Consider the following 18,193-nt stretch of genomic DNA (forward strand, 5'->3'; position numbering starts at 1 on the left):
GCGGCGCGCGGAGGCGGCGCGCGGCGAGACGGGGGCGGCACGGCGAGACGAGGCGCGGCGCGGTGGAAGGGAGCGGCGGCGGGGCGGGAACGGGTGGCAGGGGCGGGTGGGGCCACACAGCTTTGGTACGGAGTATGTGTCGCTGGCCCATGTGCCGGGGAGCACACAGCTCGTAACTTCTTGCGCCATGACGGCAGAACCCGTGGTGGTCCCCCACGTCGTACAGGTCGACCTCTCCGGTCGGACCGCCCTGGTCACCGGGGGCGGCGGCGGCATCGGGCGGGCGTGTGCCCTGCGGCTGGGCGCGGCCGGCGCCAAGGTGATCGTGGTGGACCGCAACCTGGAGGCGGCCAAGGCGGTGGCCGCAGAGGCCGGTGGCCGGGCCGAGGGCGTGGACCTGTCCGACGCCGCGGCGGTGGATTCACTCGACGTGGACGTGGACATCGTGGTGAACAACGCCGGGCTCCAGCACGTCGCGCCGTTGCAGGACTTTCCCGTCGAGCGTTTCGAGTACATCCAGCGGGTGATGGTGGAGGCGCCGTTCCTGCTGATCCGCCGGGCGCTGCCGCACATGTACGCGCGGGGCTGGGGGCGGATCGTCAACATCTCCTCGGTGCACGGGTTGCGTGCCTCGCCGTACAAGGCGGCCTACGTCTCGGCCAAGCACGCCCTGGAAGGGCTGTCGAAGGTGGTCGCGTTGGAGGGCGCCGCGCACGGGGTCACCGCCAACTGCATCAACCCGGCGTACGTGCGCACCGCGCTGGTGGAGAGCCAGATCGCCGACCAAGCGGCCAGTCATGGCATCGACGAGGCCGAGGTGATCGAGAAGATCATGCTGGCTCGGGCCGCGATCAAACGGTTGATCGAGCCGGAGGAGGTGGCCGAGCTGCTGGCGTACCTCTGCTCGCCGCCGGCGGCGTTCATCACCGGGGCGTCGATCGCCCTCGACGGGGGCTGGACGGCCAACTAGTGGGGCTGAGCACAATGTCGACCATGTCTTCGCCGGTGGAGTTCCTGGAGCTGCTCGCCCGAGAGGCCGCGGCGGTCGAGTTCGAGGGACCGCTGGTGGCCGCGCGGGCCGCCGGGCTGCCACCGGACCGGCTGGCCGAGCTGGAGCAGGCCAAGTCGGTGGCGTTGCGGGTCCGCGCGCTGCTGGAGCGTCGCCGCCGCCGGGAGAGCGAGCTGTCCGGCCTGTACGACACGGTCAGCGACCTGGCTGGGCTGCGCGATCTGGACGACGTGTTGCGGGCGATCGTGCACCGGGCCCGTCACCTGCTGGGCGCGGACGTGGCGTACATGACGCTCAACGACGACGAACGTGGCGACACCTACATGCGGGTGACCGACGGGTCGGTCTCGGCCCGCTTCCAGCGGCTGCGCCTGCCGATGGGCGCTGGTCTCGGTGGTCTGGTGGCCCAGTCCGGTGCCCCGTACGTCACCGCCAACTACGGCGAGGACGCGCGCTTCCACCACACCGGCGAGATCGACGCCGGGGTGGGCGAGGAGGGTCTGGTGGCGATCCTGGGGGTGCCGCTGCGGCTCGGTTCGACCTCGATCGGGGTGCTCTACGCGGCCAACCGTTCGGCCCGGCCGTTCGTCCGGGAGGAGGTGGCGCTGCTGGTGTCGCTGGCCGCGCACGCCGCGGTGGCGATCGACACCGCCCGGCTGCTGACCGAGACCCGTTCCGCGTTGGCCGAGTTGTCGGCGGCGAACACCACCATCCGGGCGCACAGCAGCTCGGTGGAGCGGGCCGCGGCGGCACACGACCGGATGACCGCGTTGGTGCTGCGTGGCGGCGGTGTGGAGGACGTGGCGGCTGCGGTGACCGAGGTGCTGGGCGGCGCGCTGCTGGCGCTGGACGCCGAGGGCCGCCTGCTGGCTCGGGTGGGTGAGATCGAGGAGCCGGACCGCGCGGACATCGTCGAGGCGGTGGCCGCGTCCCGGACCGAGGGTCGCAGCGTACGGCGGGGTCCGCTCTGGTACGCGGCGGTGGTGGCGGGCGCGGAGAACCTGGGCGCCCTGGTGCTGCGCCCGGACGACGAGTTGGTCGACGCCGACCAGCGCATCCTGGAGCGGGCGGCGTTGGTGACCGCGCTGCTGCTGCTGTTCCGCCGGACGGTCGCGGAGGCGGAGGGGCGGGTGCGTGGTGAGTTGCTGGACGACCTGATCGCCCGCCCGCTGCGCGACACCGACGCGCTGCGCAGTCGTGCCCGTCGGCTCGGGGTGGACCTGGACGCGCCGCACGTGCTGGTGGCGGTGGGCGACGACGCGATCGCCGCGACCGGCTCGGCTCGGCAGCGGGTGCTCTCCTGGGCCACCACGTACGCCTCGGCGCGCGGCGGGCTGGCCGCGGCGCGCGACGGCCGGGTGGTGCTGATGCTGCCGGGGTTGGACGCGGGCGGCAGCGCCCGCGCGGTGGCCCGGGACCTGTCCCGGGTGACCGGTCGGCCGGTGACCGCCGGGGCGAGTGGCCCGTCGAACACACCGGCGGCGCTGGCCAGGACGTTCCAGGAGGCGGACCGGTGCCTGACGGCGCTGGGCGCGCTGGGCCGCGCCGGGCAGGGCGCGAGCACCGTGGAGTTGGGCTTCGTCGGGTTGTTGCTGGGCACCGTCGGTGACCGGGGTGAGAAGGACGTGACCGAGTTCCTCAGCGCCACCGTCGGGCCGGTGCTCGACTACGACGCCCGGCGCGGCACGGCTCTGGTGAAGACGCTGGAGGCGTACTTCGGGGTGGGTGGCAGCCTGGCCCGGGCCGCCGAGCAACTGCACGTGCACGTCAACACGGTGACCCAGCGGTTGGAGCGGGTCGGGCAGTTGCTCGGCGTCGACTGGCAGCGGCCCGAGCGGGCGCTGGAGGTGCAGCTCGCGCTGCGCCTGCACCGCCTGCGCGCACCGGCCGGCTGACCGACGCCGGCCGACGGCACGAACGCCGCCGACCGAGCGCCCGCCGTCAGTAGGCACGAACGCCGCCGACCGAGCGCCCGCCGTCAGTAGGCACGAACGCCGCCGACCGAGCGCCCGCCGTCAGTAGGCACGAACGCCGCCGACCGAGCGCTCGGCGTCAGCGGGCCTGGATGCCCTCCAGCACGGCGTCGACGACCCGTTCGGGCAGGGACTGCTCGTCCAGGTCCGGGTTCCACTGGAGGACCCGTTGGATCAGCATCGGCCCGGTGAGCAGCGCCATCGTCACCTCGACGTCGATGTCGGCGCGCAGCACGCCCTCGTCGATGCCGCGCCGCAGCACCTCGCGCATCAGCTGCCGCCGGGGCGAGATGATGTTCTGGTAGAGCTGGAACTGGTCGGCGCTGCGGTTCACGGCGGGTGCCAGGCAGGGCATGATCTTGGCCGCTCGTGGGTCGACGTTCTTGCCGATCGCGCCGACCAGCAGCACCAGGTCGTCGCGGACGGAGTGGCCCGCGGGCTGCGCCATGACGCCCTTGAGGCGGCGCAACGCGTCCAGCAGCAACGCGTCCTTGCCTGCCCAGCGCCGGTAGATGGTGGCCTTGCCGACCCCGGCGCGGGTGGCGATCGCCTCGATCGAGAGCGCCTCGATGGTGCTGCCCTCGGCGAGCAGGTCGAGGGTGGCCTCGATGATGGCCTCGTCGGCGCGGATGCTCCGCGGTCGCCCGGGCGACCGCGGAGCATCGGCAGTGGACGTCATGTCCGCCATTCTCCCCGAACCTATGCCGTACCGGCCAGCTCAGGCTCGGCGACCGGCGCCGCCGGGGCGACGCTCGTGTCCTCCTTGCCCGGCATCCAGCGCAGCACCACGATGATCCCGAGTGCGGCGATCACCGCGGAGAGCCCGGCCGCCCAGTGCATGGCGGTGACGAAGGCGTCGTTGGCCGCCGAGATCAGCCCTGGCGCCGCCGGGCCGAGCTGGCCCGCCGCCGCGTACGCACCGGAGATCGACTCGTTGGCCGCGTCCTGGGCCTGCGTGGGCAGACCGGTCAACGCGTCACCGATGTCGCTGCGGTAGACCGCGGAGAGCACCGAGCCGAGGACGGCGACGCCGAGCGCGCCGGCCACCTGGCGGATGGTGTTGCTGACCGCGGAGCCCACCCCGGCCTTCTCCCGGGGCAGCGCCGACATGATCGACTCGGTGGCCGGCGGCATGATGTTGGCCATTCCGGCGCCCTGGATGAGGAAGACGAGCAGCACGATCCAGATCGGGGTGGAGGCGCCGATGAAGACGAACGCGCCGAGTGACACCACTGTCAGCGCCAACCCGACGGTGGCGACGGCCTTACCGCCGTAGCGGCGGACCATCGCGGCGCTGCGCGGCGCGAAGACCAGCTGGGCGCCGGCGAAGGGCAGGAAGAGCAGACCGGTCTGCAACGGGCTGTAGTCGCGCACGAGTTGCAGGTAGAACGAGCCGAAGAACATCGAGCCCATCGCGGCGAAGAACACCAGGCCGACGATGGCGACCGGCGCTGCGAACCGGGGCACCTTGAACAGTCGGACGTCCAGCGACGGGTGGTCGCTGCGCCGCTCGTGCTGAACGAACCAGGCCAGCACCGCGACGCCGATCAGGATCGAGCCCCAGGCCAGCGGGCGGCCGAAGCCGTGCTCGCCGCCGTCGATGATGCCGTAGGAGAGGGCGACCAGGCCGACCACGGAGAGCAGCACGCCGAGCACGTCGATCCGGCCGGGCCGCGGGTCACGCGACTCGGGGACCAGCAGCGCCACCAGAACCACGCCGGCAACGACCACCGGCACGTTGATCAGGAAGACCGAGCCCCACCAGAAGTGCTCCAGCAGCGCGCCGCCGAGGATCGGGCCGATCGCCACGGCGAGACCGACCGCACCGGCCCAGACACCGATGGCCCGACCACGCTCGCGCGGGTCGAAGACGTTGGAGATGATCGACAAAGTCACCGGCATGATGGCCGCGCCGCCGACCCCCATCAGGGCGCGGGCCGCGATGAGCTGTCCGGGGCTCTGGGCGTACGCGGAGAGCAGCGAAGCCAGGCCGAACAGCACCAGTCCGATCATCAGGAAGCGCTTGCGGCCGGCGCGGTCGCCGAGCACCCCGAAGGTGAACAGCAGCCCGGCGAAGACGAGCGTGTAGGAGTTGATGGACCACTCCAGCTCGCCCTGGCTGGCGCCGAGACCGTGCACCGGGTCGGCCAGGGTGCGCAGGGCGACGTTGAGGATCGTGTTGTCGAGGACGACCACGAGGAGGCTGATCACCAGCACCCCCAGGATCGCCCACCGCCTCGGGTGTCCGGTGTTGTTGTGCAGCTCCATGCCTGGCTTTCCCCCCACGCTGATCACCCGCGACGAAATACGATACGGGTCAGACTCGTAACGCGGGTCAGCCTACGACGCGTATTAACGATACGGCACCGATCCGTATCGTATGTGGTGGGCATCACGCCCGGACGCGACCGCCAGGCAGGCGTGGACGGCCTCCGTCAACGTGCCGAGACGGACCGCCGGAGCGCCGAGCGGCTCGATCCAGCCCGGCCCCGCGCCGTACACCCGGAGCAGCGGGAAGTCCCGGGCGAAGCGCACCAGGCGGTACGCGCGGCCGGTGAGCGGCGTCTGCGACCAGAGCACGACGGTGCGCGGGCAGGCCCGGTACACCGCGCTGGTGAGCGCGGTCCAGGGCAGCGCGGCGCCGAGGTTCAGACAGCCGCGGCCCTGCTCGCGCAGCGCGGCGCCGAGCGCCAGCAGACCCAGGCTGTGCGCCTCCTTCTCGGCGCCGGCCAACAGCACGCCGCCGGTGGGCAGTGACCGGCCCGGCTCCCGGCGGTAGACGTCCAACCCGACCCGGACACCCTCGCAGAGGGCGTGCTCGACGACAACCTCGACGGCGGTACGCCCCGACAGCCGGGCCAGCAACGGACGACAGACCTGCTCCCAGAGCGCCGGCACGCCCCAGGCCTCGGCCAACTCCAGCACAAGCGTCGCAACGGCGTTGGCGTCCAGGTCCTCGGCAGCCAGCGACACCTGCTTGTGCGCGATCTCCACGGCCTCGGCCGGCATCGGATCGGTCAGCACCAGACGTACCCCCGGGTAGACGTTCTCTACCCGGGGGTTCGCTCGGCACGCACCTGGCGGATGCGCCGTCGCGGAATTTCAGCGGCGGCGGGCCGCCAGCCGGTGGGCCAACGCGGCGACGCTGCCCCAGATGCCGCGCCGGAACAGCACCACGACCAGGACGAAGATGCCGCCGGTGACCAGGCCGATCGCCTCGAACCCGGAGAACGACAGCCAGTCCTCCAGCCGGACCACGAGGGCGGCGCCGAGCACCCCACCCCAGAGGGTGCCGATCCCGCCGAGCACCACCACGATGACCGCCTTGCCGGAGGTGGTCCAGTGCAGCACGTCCAGCGAGACGAACCGGTGGCCGACCGCGAACAACCCGCCACCGAGGCCGGCGATGAACCCGGAGAGCACGAACGCGGTGAGCTTGTAGCGGTGCACCGGATAGCCCAGCGCCCTGGCCCGCGCCGGGTTGTCCCGGATGCCGACCAGCACCCGACCGAACGGTGAGTGCACGATCCGCCAGGCGGCGGCGAGCCCGAGCAGCACGATCGGCAGGATCGCGTAGTAGAAGAAGTAGTCGTCGGTGAGGTCGACGCCGAACAGCTCGCGGGGCACCCCCTGGAGGCCGTTCTCGCCCTGCGTCACCGAACGCCACTCGTTGGCGACGTAGTAGACCATCTGCGCGAAGGCCAGGGTCACCATGGCGAAGTAGATGCCGGTCCGCTTGACCGCCAGGTATCCGATCGGCACCGCCAGCACGGCCGCGGCGAGGGCCCCGGCCAGCACCGCGAGGGGAAACGGCAGGCCGGCGTGGATGGCCACCAGCCCGGTGACGTACGCGGAGGTGCCCCAGAACGCGGCGTGACCGAAGGACATCAGCCCGGTGAAGCCGAGCAGCAGGTCCACCGCCACGGCGAAGAGCGCCCAGCAGAGGATGTCCACCGCGACCGCCGGGTAGAGGCCGTTGGGCAGCCACGCCGCGACGGCCAGGCCGACGGCGAGCAGCGCGTACCGGACCCAGCCGGGGGCCCGGGCCACGGCGATCAGCCCGGACGGTGGCGTCGAACGGGACGCGTCGGTAGGAGTGTCCACGGTGTTGGTCATGCGGGGGCCTCCTCCCGACCGAACAGGCCGGCCGGGCGCCAGAGCAGCACGCCGGCCATCACCACGAAGACGATCGTCTGCGAGACGAGCGGGAAGTTGGAGAGGTACGCCTCACCCCACGCCTGCACGAGTCCGATGCCGAAGCCTGCGGCGACCGACCCGAAGATCGAGCCCAGCCCGCCGATCACCACCACGGCGAACACCACGATGATCAGGTCGGCGCCCATCAGCGGGTTGACCGCGCGCATCGGCGCAGCCAGCACACCGGCGAGGCCGGCCAGCCCGATGCCGAAGCCGAAGACCGGGGTCACCCACCGTCCGACGTCGATGCCGAACGCACGGGTCAGGTCCGGCCGCTCGGTGGCCGCACGGACCACCATGCCGATCCGGGTCCGGGTCAGCACCCACCACACCGCGACGCAGAGCAGCACCGCGAAGCCGAGGATGAACACCCGGTACGTCGGGAAGTCGAACAGCCCGAAGTCGACCGACCCGCTCAACAGCGACGGTGTCTCGTACGGGCTGGACTGCACGCCGTAGCGCAGTTTCACCAGGTCCTGAAGGATCAGCGTCAGACCGAAGGTGAGCAGGAAGTTGTAGAGCGGGTCCAGTTTGGTCAGTCGGTGGATCACCGCGCGTTCCAGCGCCATGCCGAGCAGACCCAGCCCCACCGGCATGATCACCAGGGCGGCCCAGAACGGCACGCCGGCCTCGCTGAGCAGCACGTACGCCCCGAACGCGCCGAGCATGTAGAACGCGCCGTGGGCGAAGTTGACGACCCGCAGCATGCCGAAGATGACCGCGAGCCCGAGGGCGAGCAGGGCGTAGAACGCCCCACTCACCAACCCGTTGAAGGTGTTCTGCGCGAATCCGCTCACAGCGAGCCGCTCACAGCTTGCAGTCCGCGGAGGGCGCGCGGAACGCCTCCGCGGCGGGGATCGTCTTGAGCACCTTCACGTAGTCCCACGGCTCGGCGACCTCGGACTGCGGCTTCACCTGGGCCAGGTACGCGTCGTGCACCACCCGGTGGTCCTCGGCGCGGATCTTCCCGTTGCGCAGGAAGACGTCCTCGACCGTCTTGCCCTCCAGGCCCTTGACCACGGCGTCCGCGTCATCGGTGCCGGCGGCCTGCACCGCCTCCAGGTACTGCAACGCCGCGGAGTAGTTGGCGGCGTGCGCGAAGGTCGGCCGGGTGCCGGCCTTCTGCTGGAAGCGGTCGGCGAACTCCCGGTTCTTCGCGTCGAAGTTCCAGTACCAGGCGTCGGTGTACGTGGTGCCGGCCAGCGCGGCCGGGGTGAGCGAGTGGATGTCGGTGAGGAACATCAGCCCCACCGCCAGGCCGACGCCCTTGTCCCGCAGCTTGAACTCGTTGTACTGCTTCACCACGTTGACCAGCTCCGCGCCGGCCTGCATGGTGCCCAGCACGTCCGGCTTCGGGTTCAGGTTCGGCGCCTTGAGCAGGAAGGTGGAGAAGTCACCGCTGGTGTTCGGGAACGGCGCCCCGTCCTTGCCGACGACAGTGCCGCCGGCCGCCGTGATCGCTGTGGAGAAGCTCTTCTCCATGTCCTGACCGAAGGCGTAGTTCGGATAGAGGATGTACCAGTTCTTGCCGATCTGCTCGGTGGTGGTCTTTCCGGTGCCGTTGGCCAGCATGTACGTGTCGTACGCGTAGTGGAAGGTGTACTTGTTGCAGCTCTTGCCGGTCAGGTCGGTGGTCGCCGCCCCGATGTTGAAGTAGAGCTTCTTCTTCTCCTTCGCCACGTCGGCGACCTTCAATGCGGCCGACGAGGTGGGCACGTCCAGGATCAGGTCGACGCCCTTGCGGTCGTACATCTCCTGGGCCTTGGAGTTGGCCACGTCCGGCTTGTTCTGGTGGTCGGCCGTCTCCACTGTGATGTCAGTGGTCACCGCCTTGTCGCCGTACTTCGCTGTGAAGTCGGCGATGGCCATCTCCACCGCAGCCACCGAGTTCTTTCCGGACAACTCCGAGTACGCCCCGGACTGGTCGTTGAGCACGCCCAGCACGATCTTGTCGCCGGTCAGCTTCTGGTCGCCACTCGACTGGGGACCACCGCCACCGCATCCGGCGGCCAGCACCACCACGGCCGACGCCGCGGCCACACCCATCGTCCTGCGCATGCCCACTCCATCCATTCCGCGCGGCGTCGCGCGGGTCGTCGTTGAGAAAATTCAGATCCCGAGGTACGCGAGCAGTTCGCGTTCGCGCGAACGCACCTCGGAGTTGTCCATCGCCTCGGCGACCCGGCCCTCGGCCAGCAGGTAGTGCCGGTCGGCGACACCGGTGGCGAAGTGCAGGTTCTGTTCGACCAACAGCACTGTCACCCCGTGCCGTTTGGCCTCGCGCAGCAGGTCGCCGACCTGCTGCACCAGCAGTGGCGACAGCCCTTCGGTGGGCTCGTCGCAGAGCAGCAGCCGGGCGCCCATCCGCAGCACCCGGGCCAGCGCGAGCATCTGCTGCTCGCCGCCGGAGAGCATGGTGGCCGCCGAGTCCCGTCGGGTGTACAGGGCCGGGAACGCCTCGTACACCCGCTCCAGCGACCACGGGTCGGGGCCGACAGTGGGTGGCAGCGTGAGGTTCTCGGTGACTGTCAACGTGGCGTAGCTGCCCCGGTCGTCGGGCACCCAGCCCAGCCCCAGGCGGGCCCGCTTGTGCGCCGGCAACCTGGTGATGTCCCGCCCGTCCAGCTCCACAGTGCCGCGCTGACCGGGGTGCAGCCCCATCACGCAGCGCAGCAGGGTGGACTTGCCGGCGCCGTTGCGGCCGACCAGGGTGACCACCTCGCCGACAGAAACCTCAAGGCTGACGTCGCGCAACACCTGCGCCTCGCCGTAGAAGGCGGACAGGTTCTCAATGCGCAGCATCGGCGGCTCCCAGGTAGGCGGTGATCACGCGCTCGTCGGCGCGGACCTGCTCGTATGGACCCTCGACGAGGACCTTGCCGGCCTGGAGCACGGTCACGGTGTCGGCGAGACGGCCGACCACGCTCATGTTGTGCTCGACCATCACCACGGTCCGGCCCTGACGGACCCGACCGATCAGCTCGACGGTGCGGTCGACGTCCTCCAGGCCCATGCCCGCGGTCGGCTCGTCGAGCAGCAGCACCTTCGGGTCCAGTGCCAGGGCGATGGCCAGCTCCAGGGCGCGTTTCCGGCCGTACGCCAGAGACGCCGAGGGGGCGTCCGCCAGCTCGGCCAACCCCACCATGGCCAGCAGTTCGTCGGCCCGTTCGGTGTAGCGGCCCATCAGCTTCGCCGACCGCCAGAACCGCCAGCCCAGCCCGCTGGGCGACTGCAACGCCAGCGCGACGTGTTCGCGCGCGGACAGTTGGGGAAAGAGACTGGTGATCTGGAACGAGCGGGCCACACCGAGCCGGGCCACCTGCTCGGGGGGCAGCCCGGTGACGTCCCGTCCGGCCAGTTCGATCCGGCCACCACTGGGTCGCAGGAAGCCGGTGAGCAGGTTGAACAGGGTGGTCTTGCCCGCGCCGTTCGGGCCGACCAGCGCGTGCACGCTGTCCGACGCCACGTCGAGGTCGACGTCGTCGACCGCCCGGAAGCCCCGGAAGTCGCGGGTCAGCCCACGGGCCGACAGGAGCGCTTGCCCGGCCATCGCCTCATCCTCCGCACGTCGCGGCGACGGTCGGTTCGGTGACCGTGGTCACAGGCCCGTCGCGTGGACGAAACCTACGGCGGGCCGCCGGAGTCGAACCATGTCGATGAGCTCCATATTCGACCCACGTTTGACGTGCGCGAACTCCACTCCCCGCGCCGTCGACTTGACCAGACCCCCTAGGTTGATGATCCACACAGCCCATCGGAAGGTCCCCACCCCATGCCCGTCGGCTTCACCATGGCGATCGTCTTCGCCGTCGCCCTGGCGGTCAGCGCCGTCGTCGCTCTCGTCGCTCCCGCACGGTCGCTCAAGCGGATGGCCGCCCTCGCGGCGCTCGGCTTTCTCGCCCTCACGCTGGTGGTCGGCGTCGCCTCCAGCGCCCACTCGGTGCCCATCCGCTCGGTCGGCATCGTCACCAGCTTCGGCAAGCCCACCGGTGAGGTGACCGGCTCGGGCCTGAAGTGGGTGGCCCCCTGGCAGAAGGTCGGCGAGTGGGACGCGGGCCGCCAGAAGTACGACCACATCGGCGGCAACAACTGCGTACGTGTGCGCACCGGCACCCTCGCCGACGCCTGCGTCGAGGTGCTCGTCGAATGGCAGGTCAAGCCGGAGAACGCGCCGAAGCAGTTCATGGACTACAAGGGCGACTTCGGCAGCTTCCGGGGTCAGCGGGTGGGTGTGCAGCTCGACAGCGCGGTCAACGACGCCTTCGCCGCGTACAACCCGCTGGAGAAGATCGATGCCCAGACCGGCGACCTCAACGTCGACCTGAAGCCGTTCGCCGCGAACATCAAGACCAGCGCGGAGGCCCGCCTCGCCACCGACGTGGACATCCTCTCGGTGACCATCACCCGGGTGAACCACGACGACAAGACCGAGGGCAACATCAAGGCGTTCCAGGACAAGCTGGCGCAGACCCGCAACCTGGAGCAGGACCGCAAGAACGCCGAGATCTCCAAGCAGATCACCGAGACCAACGCGACTGTCGACAAGGTGACCCGTTGTCTGGAGATCGCGGAGAAGAACGGCGCGAACCCGGGGCTCTGCATCAACCCGGGCATCGTCACCGGCAAGTGACCCGCAATCCCAGGGCGATCACCATCGGTCACCTTCGCCGGGGCGGATGCGGCACCAAGCGGTATACCTCAGAGGCATATTTATACCTCTGAGGTATACCGCTCCCCGGCAGATCGACATGGCGGGTCAGCCGGGCCCACGGTGGAGGCCGTGAGGAATTACTCGTCTAGGCGAAGCTGAACAGCGGCGGGAAGACGAGGACCACGATCCAGGCCCACGCCGCGTACACCGGCAGGTAGCCGGTCTGCCACCGTTCGAGCGCCGCGAACGGCGTGCGCCGACGGATGAAGGACAGCAGCAGCCACGCCGACCACGCGAGGTTGACCAGCAGGATCACGTTCTCGCCGAGCGCGGCCGCCCGGTTCGGCGTACCGCCGTACTCGTCGGTGATGCGCCCGGTGATCTCCAGCAGCACCAGCACGTCGATGGCCAACGCGCTGACCACGAGCGCGAGTTGGAGCTTGTCGAACGGGCCGGGCGGGGCCAGCGGGTCACGGGCCGAGAGTGAGTAGAGCAGCAACCCCAGCACCACGACCAGCAGGAGGTCGAAGAGGAGCAGCGCCTCCCGCTCGACGTCGATGCCGTGGCTGGTCCAGACGACAGCGACGAGAAAGGCGAGCAGGGCGGCCGTGAAGAGCGGGGTGAACAGCCGGGTGAGGACCGGCGCGATGTTCTCGACGACACTCTGCTTGGCCTCGACGAGCCACCCGGCCACCACGACCGCGGCCGCGGCGCCACCGGGCAGCAGCCACTGCGAGATGAACGCCTCCGGGACGATCCCGATGGCCGCGAAGGTGTTGAACAGGAACGCGGAGAGCACGCCGCCACCGAGGGCCATCAGCACCAGGTAGATGAACCACTCGCCGGTGAACCGGATGAAGTCCATGCGTCGACGGGAGGAGCGCCAGTCGTCGGCGACATAGGCCAGGCCGACCACCAGCCACAGGGCGATGGGCAGGTGGACGCTGGTGACGACAACGGACTGTGAATCGTCCGCCAGAGGGTAGGCGTTGGCCGCCACGGCGCCGAGGACGAAGAGCACCGCCAGTGCCGCGATCACCATCCGGCGGGCCCCCCGGCGCCAGGCCAGGTACGCCGCCAGCCAGGGCAGCGCGAACAGTGTGAAGTTCCGCGCGTAGAACGAGCCGTCGTCGGCGAAGCTCAGCCCGAACAGCGCCGGCACCTTGACGGACACCACAGCACCCGCCGCACAGCCGAGCATGACCCACAGGTCCCGGCGGGAGCGGGTGCCGCCGACCGGGCTGCCGGAGTCGCCGGTCAGCACCAACTGCTTCCACAACCGTTCGGAGTGTTCCCGGGCGAACTCGCGGGAGAGGTCGTCGAGGCTGCCCATTCGTTTCACAGCGACCAGGAACGCCTCGTCCGGGCTCAGGCCAGCAGCGACGAGCTCGTCAACGGAGCCACGAAGGTGGTCTTCCAGTTCGTCGGCGTCCACCGCTTGCAGCTCCCGGCGGCGCAGCACGTACTGGCGCCACTGCTCGAACTGCGCTTCAAGCTCCTGCGGCCCCTCGTGCGCCGTCATGCCAGGCCCTCCAACGGGTGCACCGTCAGCGGCGCGCGGTCGTGCCAGATCTCCTTGAGCGCACCCACCACCGTGTCCCACTGTCGGCGCTGTTCGGCCAGCTCGGCCAGACCCCGGTCGGTGATGCGGTAGTACTTGCGCTTCCGCTCGCCGGCGACCGCCTGCCAGCTCGACTCCAGGTGACCGAGGCGCTCGAGCCGGTGCAGCAACGGGTAGAGCAGCCCTTCGGTCCAGTCCAGCTCACCCCCGGACAGCTCGTTGATCCGCCGGAGGATGGCGTAGCCGTAGCTCTCGCCCTCCGCCAGGATGCCGAGCACCATCGGCGTCGCCGAGGCGGCGACCAGATCCTTGGCGACCTTCATGAAACCCCCCACTCCGAAACCTAGAGGTACGATGCATAGTACTGCTAGGTATCACTCCCGGCGCAACGTCCCGGGACGAGAGGTCAACCGAATCGCCGTTCCGGGCAGCTGTGGTGCCGCGAACGGCATGGTCCGGGTTAGCCTTGGCGCATATGGCTACCTTTCGCAGCGCCTCAGTGCTCCTTTCCTCAGACGGCACCAGGACCCCCGGCACCGCCGCGCTCTTCGCCGAGCCGGCCCGTAGGGGCGGGATTCCGCCCTGGGCAGGCGACTTCCGACCCGCCAACAGCGCCGGCAACGGCCCCAAGAACGCGGTCGGCAAGACCTTCACGTTGGAGCTGCCCGACGGCAGCACCGGCAAGGTCGTCGTCCAGGGCCTCAAGAGCGGCAAGGGCGGCGTCGTGCTGGCGCTGATGGGCGAGGACGCCCCACCCTTCTGACCAGTCGCCCCGGCCTCGTTGCCCGGGTGCCCAGGGTTGGCCCTTCCCGGGTCGACCCAGGGCACCTGGCCAACCACGCCAGTCGCCCCCGACAAATCGCTGGGACTGCGACGAGTTGACATCGCAGCTCGACGCCGAGTGTGAGTGGCTCGTCGCCAACGGCGTCCTCCCCACCGACCTGGTCACGCGCAACCGCCAGGTCGCCGAGGCGGCGCTCCGGCCGTGGACCCCGGTGTTCACGCACGGCGACCTACAGATCACCCACGTGTTCGTCGACGGTGACCAGATCACCGGCGTACTCGACTGGTCCGAGGCGTGCCAGGGCGACGCCCTCTTCGACCTCGCCACCTTGACGCTCGGCCACGAGGAGCACCTCGGCGACGTCCTCGCCGGTTACCGCGCCGACGTCGACCTCGACGTGATCCGCGCGTGGTGGTCGCTGCGAAGCCTGCTGGCCGTCCGCTGGCTCGTCGAGCACGGCTTCGACCCGTGGGCACCAGGCTGCGAGGTCGACGTGCTGAGATCGTCGACGTGCTGAGATCCTGGCTGTGACCAGCGTCAGTCCAGGGTGACCACCCAGCGAGCGCCCTCACCCCGGGCCAGTCTGTCGAACGCCGCGGGCGCCTCGTCCAACGGAACCGTCCCGCTGACCAGCACACCCAGATCCAGTGCACTGTCGGCGAGTTCGGCGGCCAGCACCGGCACCTCCCGGTCCGGATCGGACGAGCCGTACACCGAGGAGCGCAGCGTGCGCGCGGAGTGGAAGATGTCCAGCGCGCCCAGGCTGACCATGTCGTCCTTGGCGCCCATGCCGACCACCGTCACCGCTCCCCCGCGCCGGGTCAGCCGCCAGGCGGCGCGGATGGTGGCGGCCCGACCGACGCACTCGAAGGCGTGGTCGACGCCCCGGCTCTCGGTGCGCGCCCGTACCTCCTTGGAGAGCCGGTCGTCGGAGAGCAGGAAGTCGGTCGCCCCGGCGGCCAGCGCCAGGTCCCGTTTCGCCTCGGCGACGTCGATGGCCAGGATCGTCGTGGCACCGGCCCGGCGGGCCGCGCTGAGCACGGCGAGCCCGACCCCACCGAGCCCGACGACAGCGACCGACTCGCCGGGTGCCACCCGGGCGGTGTTCCGGACCGCGCCGACGCCGGTGAGCACCGCACAGCCGAGCAGTGCGGCCTGCTCGGGCGGCAGCCCGGCGGGGATCGGGATGACGGCACGCTCGGGTACCACGACCGCCTCGGCGAGCGCGCCGAGACCGAGGGTCAGGTGCAGCGGGACCCCGTCGTCGGTCTCGCCGCGCGGCACTGTCGGGGCTGTGGTGTCGGCGCAGAGCCACGGCTCGCCGCGCCGGCACCACCAGCAGGCCCGGCAGGCGGGTGCCCAGTTGAGCACGACCGGCGTGCCGACGGTCAGCTGACTGCCCGGCCCGACCTCGGCCACCACGCCGGTCGCCTCGTGCCCGAGGACCAGTGGGAACCTCGCGGCGAGGGTGCCGTTGACCATGGACAGGTCGGAATGGCAGACACCGGCCGCCCGGATCGTCACCCGCACCTCGCCGGGGCCGGGCGCTGGCAGGCGTACCCGCTCGACCCGCAGCTCGGCGCCGGACCCGCGTGCGACCAGCGCGCGAACAATGACCGGCGCGGACGCCGGCTCGGTGCCGCCGCCCGGAGCGGCCGGGGACAGTTCGGGGTCGGTCATCGCTGGATCGCCTTCAGCTCGCAGAACTCGGCCAGCCCGTGCACGCCCAACTCCCGGCCCAGGCCGGACTGCTTGTAGCCGCCGAACGGGGCGAGCGGGTTGAACGGCGCACCGTTGATGTCGACAGCGCCGGTACGCAGCCGTCGGGCCACGGCGAGCGCCGCGTCGGTGTCGGCGGACCAGACCGCGCCGGCCAACCCGTACTTCGAGTTGTTGGCGATGGCGACCGCCTCGTCGGTGTCGGCGAACGGGATGACGGCGAGCACCGGGCCGAAGACCTCCTCCTGGGCGAGCCCGCTGTCGGGGTGCACGTCGGCGAAGACGGTCGGGGCGACGAAGTGCCCCCGGGTCGGCACCGGGGCGTCGGGCCCGCCGGCGACCAGCCGGGCGCCGTCGGCGAGGGCCCGGTCGATGTGGCCACGCACCCGCTCGGCCTGGGCGGCGGAGACCAGCGGGCCGAGCCGGGTCGCCGGGTCGAACGGGTCGCCGAGTCGGTAGCCGGCCACCGCCGTGGCGATCAGGTGGAGGGCTTCGTCGTACCGGTCGCGGTGCACCAGCATCCGGGTCCAGGCGGTACAGGTCTGCCCGGAGTTGAGCAGGGCGTTGCCGACGCCCACCTTGACGGCGGTGGCCAGGTCGGCGTCGGGGAGGATCACGTTGGCGGACTTGCCGCCCAACTCCAGCGCGACCCGGGCGATCCGGTCGGCGGCGAGCCTCATGATTCGCGCGCCGGTGGCGGTGGAGCCGGTGAAGGAGACCAGGTCGACGTCGGGGTGCCCGGCGAGCGCCTCACCGACCACCGGCCCGGTGCCGGGGACCAGGTTGAGCACGCCCGGCGGCAGGCCGGCTTCGGTGACCGCGTCGAAGAGCAGGTACGCGGTCAACGGGGTCAGCTCACTGGGTTTGAGCACCACGGTGCAACCGGCGGCCAGGGCGGGTGCGAGCTTCGCCATCACCTGGTGCAGTGGGTAGTTCCACGGGGTGATCGCGCCGACCACGCCGATCGGCTCGCGGACGACCAGGGAGTTGCCGATGCTCTCCTCGACCGGCACGCGGGCGGCGAGCGCGACGTGGTCCCGCAGCACTGTCAGTGGGAGCCCGACCTGCACCCGGGTGGCGAGCTTGAGCGGCGAGCCCAGCTCCACGGCGATGGTGCGGGCGAGGTCGTCGGCGCGGGCGGTGAGCGCCGCGTGCAGCCGGTCGAGGTGGGCGGAGCGCTCGGCGGGGGTGGCGCCCGACCAGCCGGGAAACGCGGCCCGGGCCGCGGCCACTGCGCGATCCACGTCGGCAGCGGTGCCGGCCGGCACCTGCCCGATCAGCTCTCCGGTGCTCGGGTTCTCCACGTCGATGAGACCGGCGTCGGCGGGAGGCGTCCACTCCCCGCCGACGTGCAGGTGGCGCCGGAGGCGCAGGGAGTCGGGCAACAGCGACGGCGGGGCGGCGAGGTCCATGTCGTCCCTTCGAGGGTGGGCGATGGGCGATGGCGACGGGGGTCGCGACGGGCGATGAAACTAGCGCTGGGAGTTTGGACGCTACCCCTTGGGCCGGGCGGACTCCACCGTCTCGACGGTGCGGGTGTACTCGGCGGCCAGACCGTGCAGCAGGGCATCCAGGCCGAGGGCGAAGGCGCCCTCGTCCACGCTCTGCTGATGCTCGGCGAGCCGGTGGGCCTGACGCAGGTGCGGGTAGTGCGCCGCGTACAGCTCCGGGTCCTCGACGAAACCGCGGGCGAACGAGCCGAGCGCCGACCCGGCCACGAAATACCGCAGCGCCGCGCCGATGTGGGTGGCGCGGGCCGGCGGCCAACCGGCCCGGACCAGCCCGCCGTAGACCGCGTCGGCCATGGCGAGGGCAGCCGGTCGACGACCCGGCCCCTGCGCCAGGTACGGCACGATGTTCGGGTGCGCGGTGAGCGCGCGCCGGTACGACCACGCCCAGTCCCGCAGCGCCGCGAGCCAGTCCCGGCTGGCGAAGCCGCTGGTGTCGACGGCACCGGTGACAGTGTCGGCGACCGCGTCGAGGATCTCGTCCTTGGTGGCGAAGTGGTTGTAGAGCGAGGGACCCTGGACGCCGAGCGCGGCGGCGAGTCGGCGGGTGGAGAGCGCGCCGAGCCCGTCGGCGTCGATCAGCGCGAGCGCCGTCTCGACGATCCGGTCGCGGGTGAGCAGAGGCCGTCGAGGTCGGGGCACGTCAGAACTCCTCGGTCTGCGGTGTCCCTCCCCGTGGGAACCACCTGTTCACGCACCCTATCGGGGACCGCCTGCGGGCAGGCGTCACCATGTCGGCCGGAGAAGGGGTCTGGACGAATGAAAACTTACACCGCTAGTTTATGAGGAAC

General features: G+C 70.9%; 18 protein-coding genes. 5 read left to right on the forward strand and 13 right to left on the reverse strand.

Annotated elements, in window-relative coordinates:
• The first annotated feature begins 187 nt into the window (after window positions 1-187).
• On the forward strand, window positions 188-970 hold the full coding sequence (locus MED15_RS18160; protein ID WP_112583336.1) for a 3-hydroxybutyrate dehydrogenase: 783 nt from the start codon (window positions 188-190) through the stop codon (window positions 968-970).
• 14 nt (window positions 971-984) lie between these two features.
• Window positions 985-2,904 carry a helix-turn-helix domain-containing protein gene (locus MED15_RS18165; RefSeq protein ID WP_112583440.1) on the forward strand — a complete coding sequence of 640 codons (1,920 nt, stop codon included), beginning with the start codon at window positions 985-987 and terminating at the stop codon, window positions 2,902-2,904.
• A gap of 157 nt (window positions 2,905-3,061) precedes the next feature.
• Here MED15_RS18165 and MED15_RS18170 read toward each other — a convergent pair whose 3' ends face one another.
• The 8 genes from MED15_RS18170 to MED15_RS18205 all read right to left on the reverse strand — a co-directional run bounded on the left by MED15_RS18170 (window position 3,062) and on the right by MED15_RS18205 (window position 10,729).
• The gene (locus MED15_RS18170) at window positions 3,062-3,670 is read right to left on the reverse strand and encodes a TetR/AcrR family transcriptional regulator (RefSeq protein WP_112583337.1); all 609 of its coding nucleotides are present in this window, start codon (window positions 3,668-3,670) and stop codon (window positions 3,062-3,064) included.
• Window positions 3,671-3,681: 11 nt separating this feature from the next.
• Entirely contained in the window at window positions 3,682-5,250 is a 1,569-nt protein-coding gene (locus tag MED15_RS18175; RefSeq protein WP_112583338.1) for an MFS transporter, read from the reverse strand.
• Between the two features lie 84 nt (window positions 5,251-5,334).
• Window positions 5,335-6,006 carry a transcriptional regulator gene (locus tag MED15_RS18180; RefSeq protein WP_244220494.1) on the reverse strand — a complete coding sequence of 224 codons (672 nt, stop codon included), beginning with the start codon at window positions 6,004-6,006 and terminating at the stop codon, window positions 5,335-5,337.
• Window positions 6,007-6,084: 78 nt separating this feature from the next.
• Window positions 6,085-7,098, reverse strand: coding sequence for a branched-chain amino acid ABC transporter permease (locus tag MED15_RS18185; RefSeq protein ID WP_112583339.1), 1,014 nt, complete (start codon window positions 7,096-7,098; stop codon window positions 6,085-6,087).
• Entirely contained in the window at window positions 7,095-7,976 is an 882-nt protein-coding gene (locus MED15_RS18190) for a branched-chain amino acid ABC transporter permease (RefSeq protein WP_112583340.1), read from the reverse strand. Before MED15_RS18190 ends, MED15_RS18185 begins: the two co-directional genes overlap by 4 nt.
• A 10-nt stretch (window positions 7,977-7,986) precedes the next feature.
• Window positions 7,987-9,237 (reverse strand): ABC transporter substrate-binding protein, encoded by a 1,251-nt coding sequence (locus tag MED15_RS18195; RefSeq protein ID WP_373861043.1) that lies wholly within the window; start codon window positions 9,235-9,237, stop codon window positions 7,987-7,989.
• Between the two features lie 51 nt (window positions 9,238-9,288).
• Window positions 9,289-9,981: an ABC transporter ATP-binding protein gene (locus MED15_RS18200; protein ID WP_112726738.1), complete on the reverse strand. Its 693-nt coding sequence runs from the start codon at window positions 9,979-9,981 to the stop codon at window positions 9,289-9,291.
• Window positions 9,968-10,729 carry an ABC transporter ATP-binding protein gene (locus MED15_RS18205; RefSeq protein ID WP_112583343.1) on the reverse strand — a complete coding sequence of 254 codons (762 nt, stop codon included), beginning with the start codon at window positions 10,727-10,729 and terminating at the stop codon, window positions 9,968-9,970. Before MED15_RS18205 ends, MED15_RS18200 begins: the two co-directional genes overlap by 14 nt.
• A gap of 222 nt (window positions 10,730-10,951) precedes the next feature.
• Between MED15_RS18205 and MED15_RS18210 the strand changes: the two genes are divergently transcribed.
• Window positions 10,952-11,809, forward strand: coding sequence for an SPFH domain-containing protein (locus MED15_RS18210; protein WP_112583344.1), 858 nt, complete (start codon window positions 10,952-10,954; stop codon window positions 11,807-11,809).
• A gap of 166 nt (window positions 11,810-11,975) precedes the next feature.
• Here MED15_RS18210 and MED15_RS18215 read toward each other — a convergent pair whose 3' ends face one another.
• Window positions 11,976-13,352 carry a permease prefix domain 1-containing protein gene (locus tag MED15_RS18215; RefSeq protein WP_112606148.1) on the reverse strand — a complete coding sequence of 459 codons (1,377 nt, stop codon included), beginning with the start codon at window positions 13,350-13,352 and terminating at the stop codon, window positions 11,976-11,978.
• Window positions 13,349-13,714, reverse strand: a complete 366-nt coding sequence (locus MED15_RS18220) for a PadR family transcriptional regulator (RefSeq protein ID WP_091401794.1) — start codon at window positions 13,712-13,714, stop codon at window positions 13,349-13,351. The genes MED15_RS18215 and MED15_RS18220 overlap by 4 nt, the downstream gene beginning before the upstream one ends.
• A gap of 152 nt (window positions 13,715-13,866) precedes the next feature.
• On the opposite strand from MED15_RS18220, the gene MED15_RS18225 reads away from it, so the two are divergent.
• Both MED15_RS18225 and MED15_RS18230 read left to right on the forward strand, forming a co-directional pair.
• Window positions 13,867-14,154 carry a hypothetical protein gene (locus MED15_RS18225; RefSeq protein ID WP_030488337.1) on the forward strand — a complete coding sequence of 96 codons (288 nt, stop codon included), beginning with the start codon at window positions 13,867-13,869 and terminating at the stop codon, window positions 14,152-14,154.
• Window positions 14,155-14,269: 115 nt separating this feature from the next.
• Window positions 14,270-14,692 (forward strand): phosphotransferase, encoded by a 423-nt coding sequence (locus MED15_RS18230; RefSeq protein ID WP_208646683.1) that lies wholly within the window; start codon window positions 14,270-14,272, stop codon window positions 14,690-14,692.
• Between the two features lie 20 nt (window positions 14,693-14,712).
• Here the strand turns inward: MED15_RS18230 and MED15_RS18235 are convergent, their stop codons facing one another.
• The 3 genes from MED15_RS18235 to MED15_RS18245 all read right to left on the reverse strand — a co-directional run bounded on the left by MED15_RS18235 (window position 14,713) and on the right by MED15_RS18245 (window position 18,044).
• Window positions 14,713-15,855 (reverse strand): alcohol dehydrogenase catalytic domain-containing protein, encoded by a 1,143-nt coding sequence (locus MED15_RS18235; RefSeq protein ID WP_244220495.1) that lies wholly within the window; start codon window positions 15,853-15,855, stop codon window positions 14,713-14,715.
• On the reverse strand, window positions 15,852-17,306 hold the full coding sequence (locus MED15_RS18240; RefSeq protein ID WP_112726739.1) for an aldehyde dehydrogenase family protein: 1,455 nt from the start codon (window positions 17,304-17,306) through the stop codon (window positions 15,852-15,854). Before MED15_RS18240 ends, MED15_RS18235 begins: the two co-directional genes overlap by 4 nt.
• A gap of 81 nt (window positions 17,307-17,387) precedes the next feature.
• Window positions 17,388-18,044 carry a TetR/AcrR family transcriptional regulator C-terminal domain-containing protein gene (locus MED15_RS18245; RefSeq protein WP_112726740.1) on the reverse strand — a complete coding sequence of 219 codons (657 nt, stop codon included), beginning with the start codon at window positions 18,042-18,044 and terminating at the stop codon, window positions 17,388-17,390.
• Window positions 18,045-18,193: the final 149 nt, after the last annotated feature.

It is taken from the genome of Micromonospora noduli (assembly GCF_003264475.1).
Classification (GTDB): Bacteria; Actinomycetota; Actinomycetes; order Mycobacteriales; family Micromonosporaceae; genus Micromonospora; species Micromonospora noduli.

What these genes read in the sequence shown, in the direction of transcription:
- MED15_RS18160 (WP_112583336.1), top strand. Translation starts at nt 188, where the DNA reads ATGACGGCAGAACCCGTGGTGGTCCCCCACGTCGTACAGGTCGACCTC.
- MED15_RS18165 (WP_112583440.1), top strand. Translation starts at nt 985, where the DNA reads ATGTCGACCATGTCTTCGCCGGTGGAGTTCCTGGAGCTGCTCGCCCGA.
- MED15_RS18170 (WP_112583337.1), bottom strand. Translation starts at nt 3,670, where the DNA reads ATGGCGGACATGACGTCCACTGCCGATGCTCCGCGGTCGCCCGGGCGA.
- MED15_RS18175 (WP_112583338.1), bottom strand. Translation starts at nt 5,250, where the DNA reads ATGGAGCTGCACAACAACACCGGACACCCGAGGCGGTGGGCGATCCTG.
- MED15_RS18185 (WP_112583339.1), bottom strand. Translation starts at nt 7,098, where the DNA reads ATGACCAACACCGTGGACACTCCTACCGACGCGTCCCGTTCGACGCCA.
- MED15_RS18195 (WP_373861043.1), bottom strand. Translation starts at nt 9,237, where the DNA reads ATGCGCAGGACGATGGGTGTGGCCGCGGCGTCGGCCGTGGTGGTGCTG.
- MED15_RS18200 (WP_112726738.1), bottom strand. Translation starts at nt 9,981, where the DNA reads ATGCTGCGCATTGAGAACCTGTCCGCCTTCTACGGCGAGGCGCAGGTG.
- MED15_RS18205 (WP_112583343.1), bottom strand. Translation starts at nt 10,729, where the DNA reads ATGGCCGGGCAAGCGCTCCTGTCGGCCCGTGGGCTGACCCGCGACTTC.
- MED15_RS18210 (WP_112583344.1), top strand. Translation starts at nt 10,952, where the DNA reads ATGCCCGTCGGCTTCACCATGGCGATCGTCTTCGCCGTCGCCCTGGCG.
- MED15_RS18215 (WP_112606148.1), bottom strand. Translation starts at nt 13,352, where the DNA reads ATGACGGCGCACGAGGGGCCGCAGGAGCTTGAAGCGCAGTTCGAGCAG.
- MED15_RS18220 (WP_091401794.1), bottom strand. Translation starts at nt 13,714, where the DNA reads ATGAAGGTCGCCAAGGATCTGGTCGCCGCCTCGGCGACGCCGATGGTG.
- MED15_RS18225 (WP_030488337.1), top strand. Translation starts at nt 13,867, where the DNA reads ATGGCTACCTTTCGCAGCGCCTCAGTGCTCCTTTCCTCAGACGGCACC.
- MED15_RS18235 (WP_244220495.1), bottom strand. Translation starts at nt 15,855, where the DNA reads ATGACCGACCCCGAACTGTCCCCGGCCGCTCCGGGCGGCGGCACCGAG.
- MED15_RS18240 (WP_112726739.1), bottom strand. Translation starts at nt 17,306, where the DNA reads ATGGACCTCGCCGCCCCGCCGTCGCTGTTGCCCGACTCCCTGCGCCTC.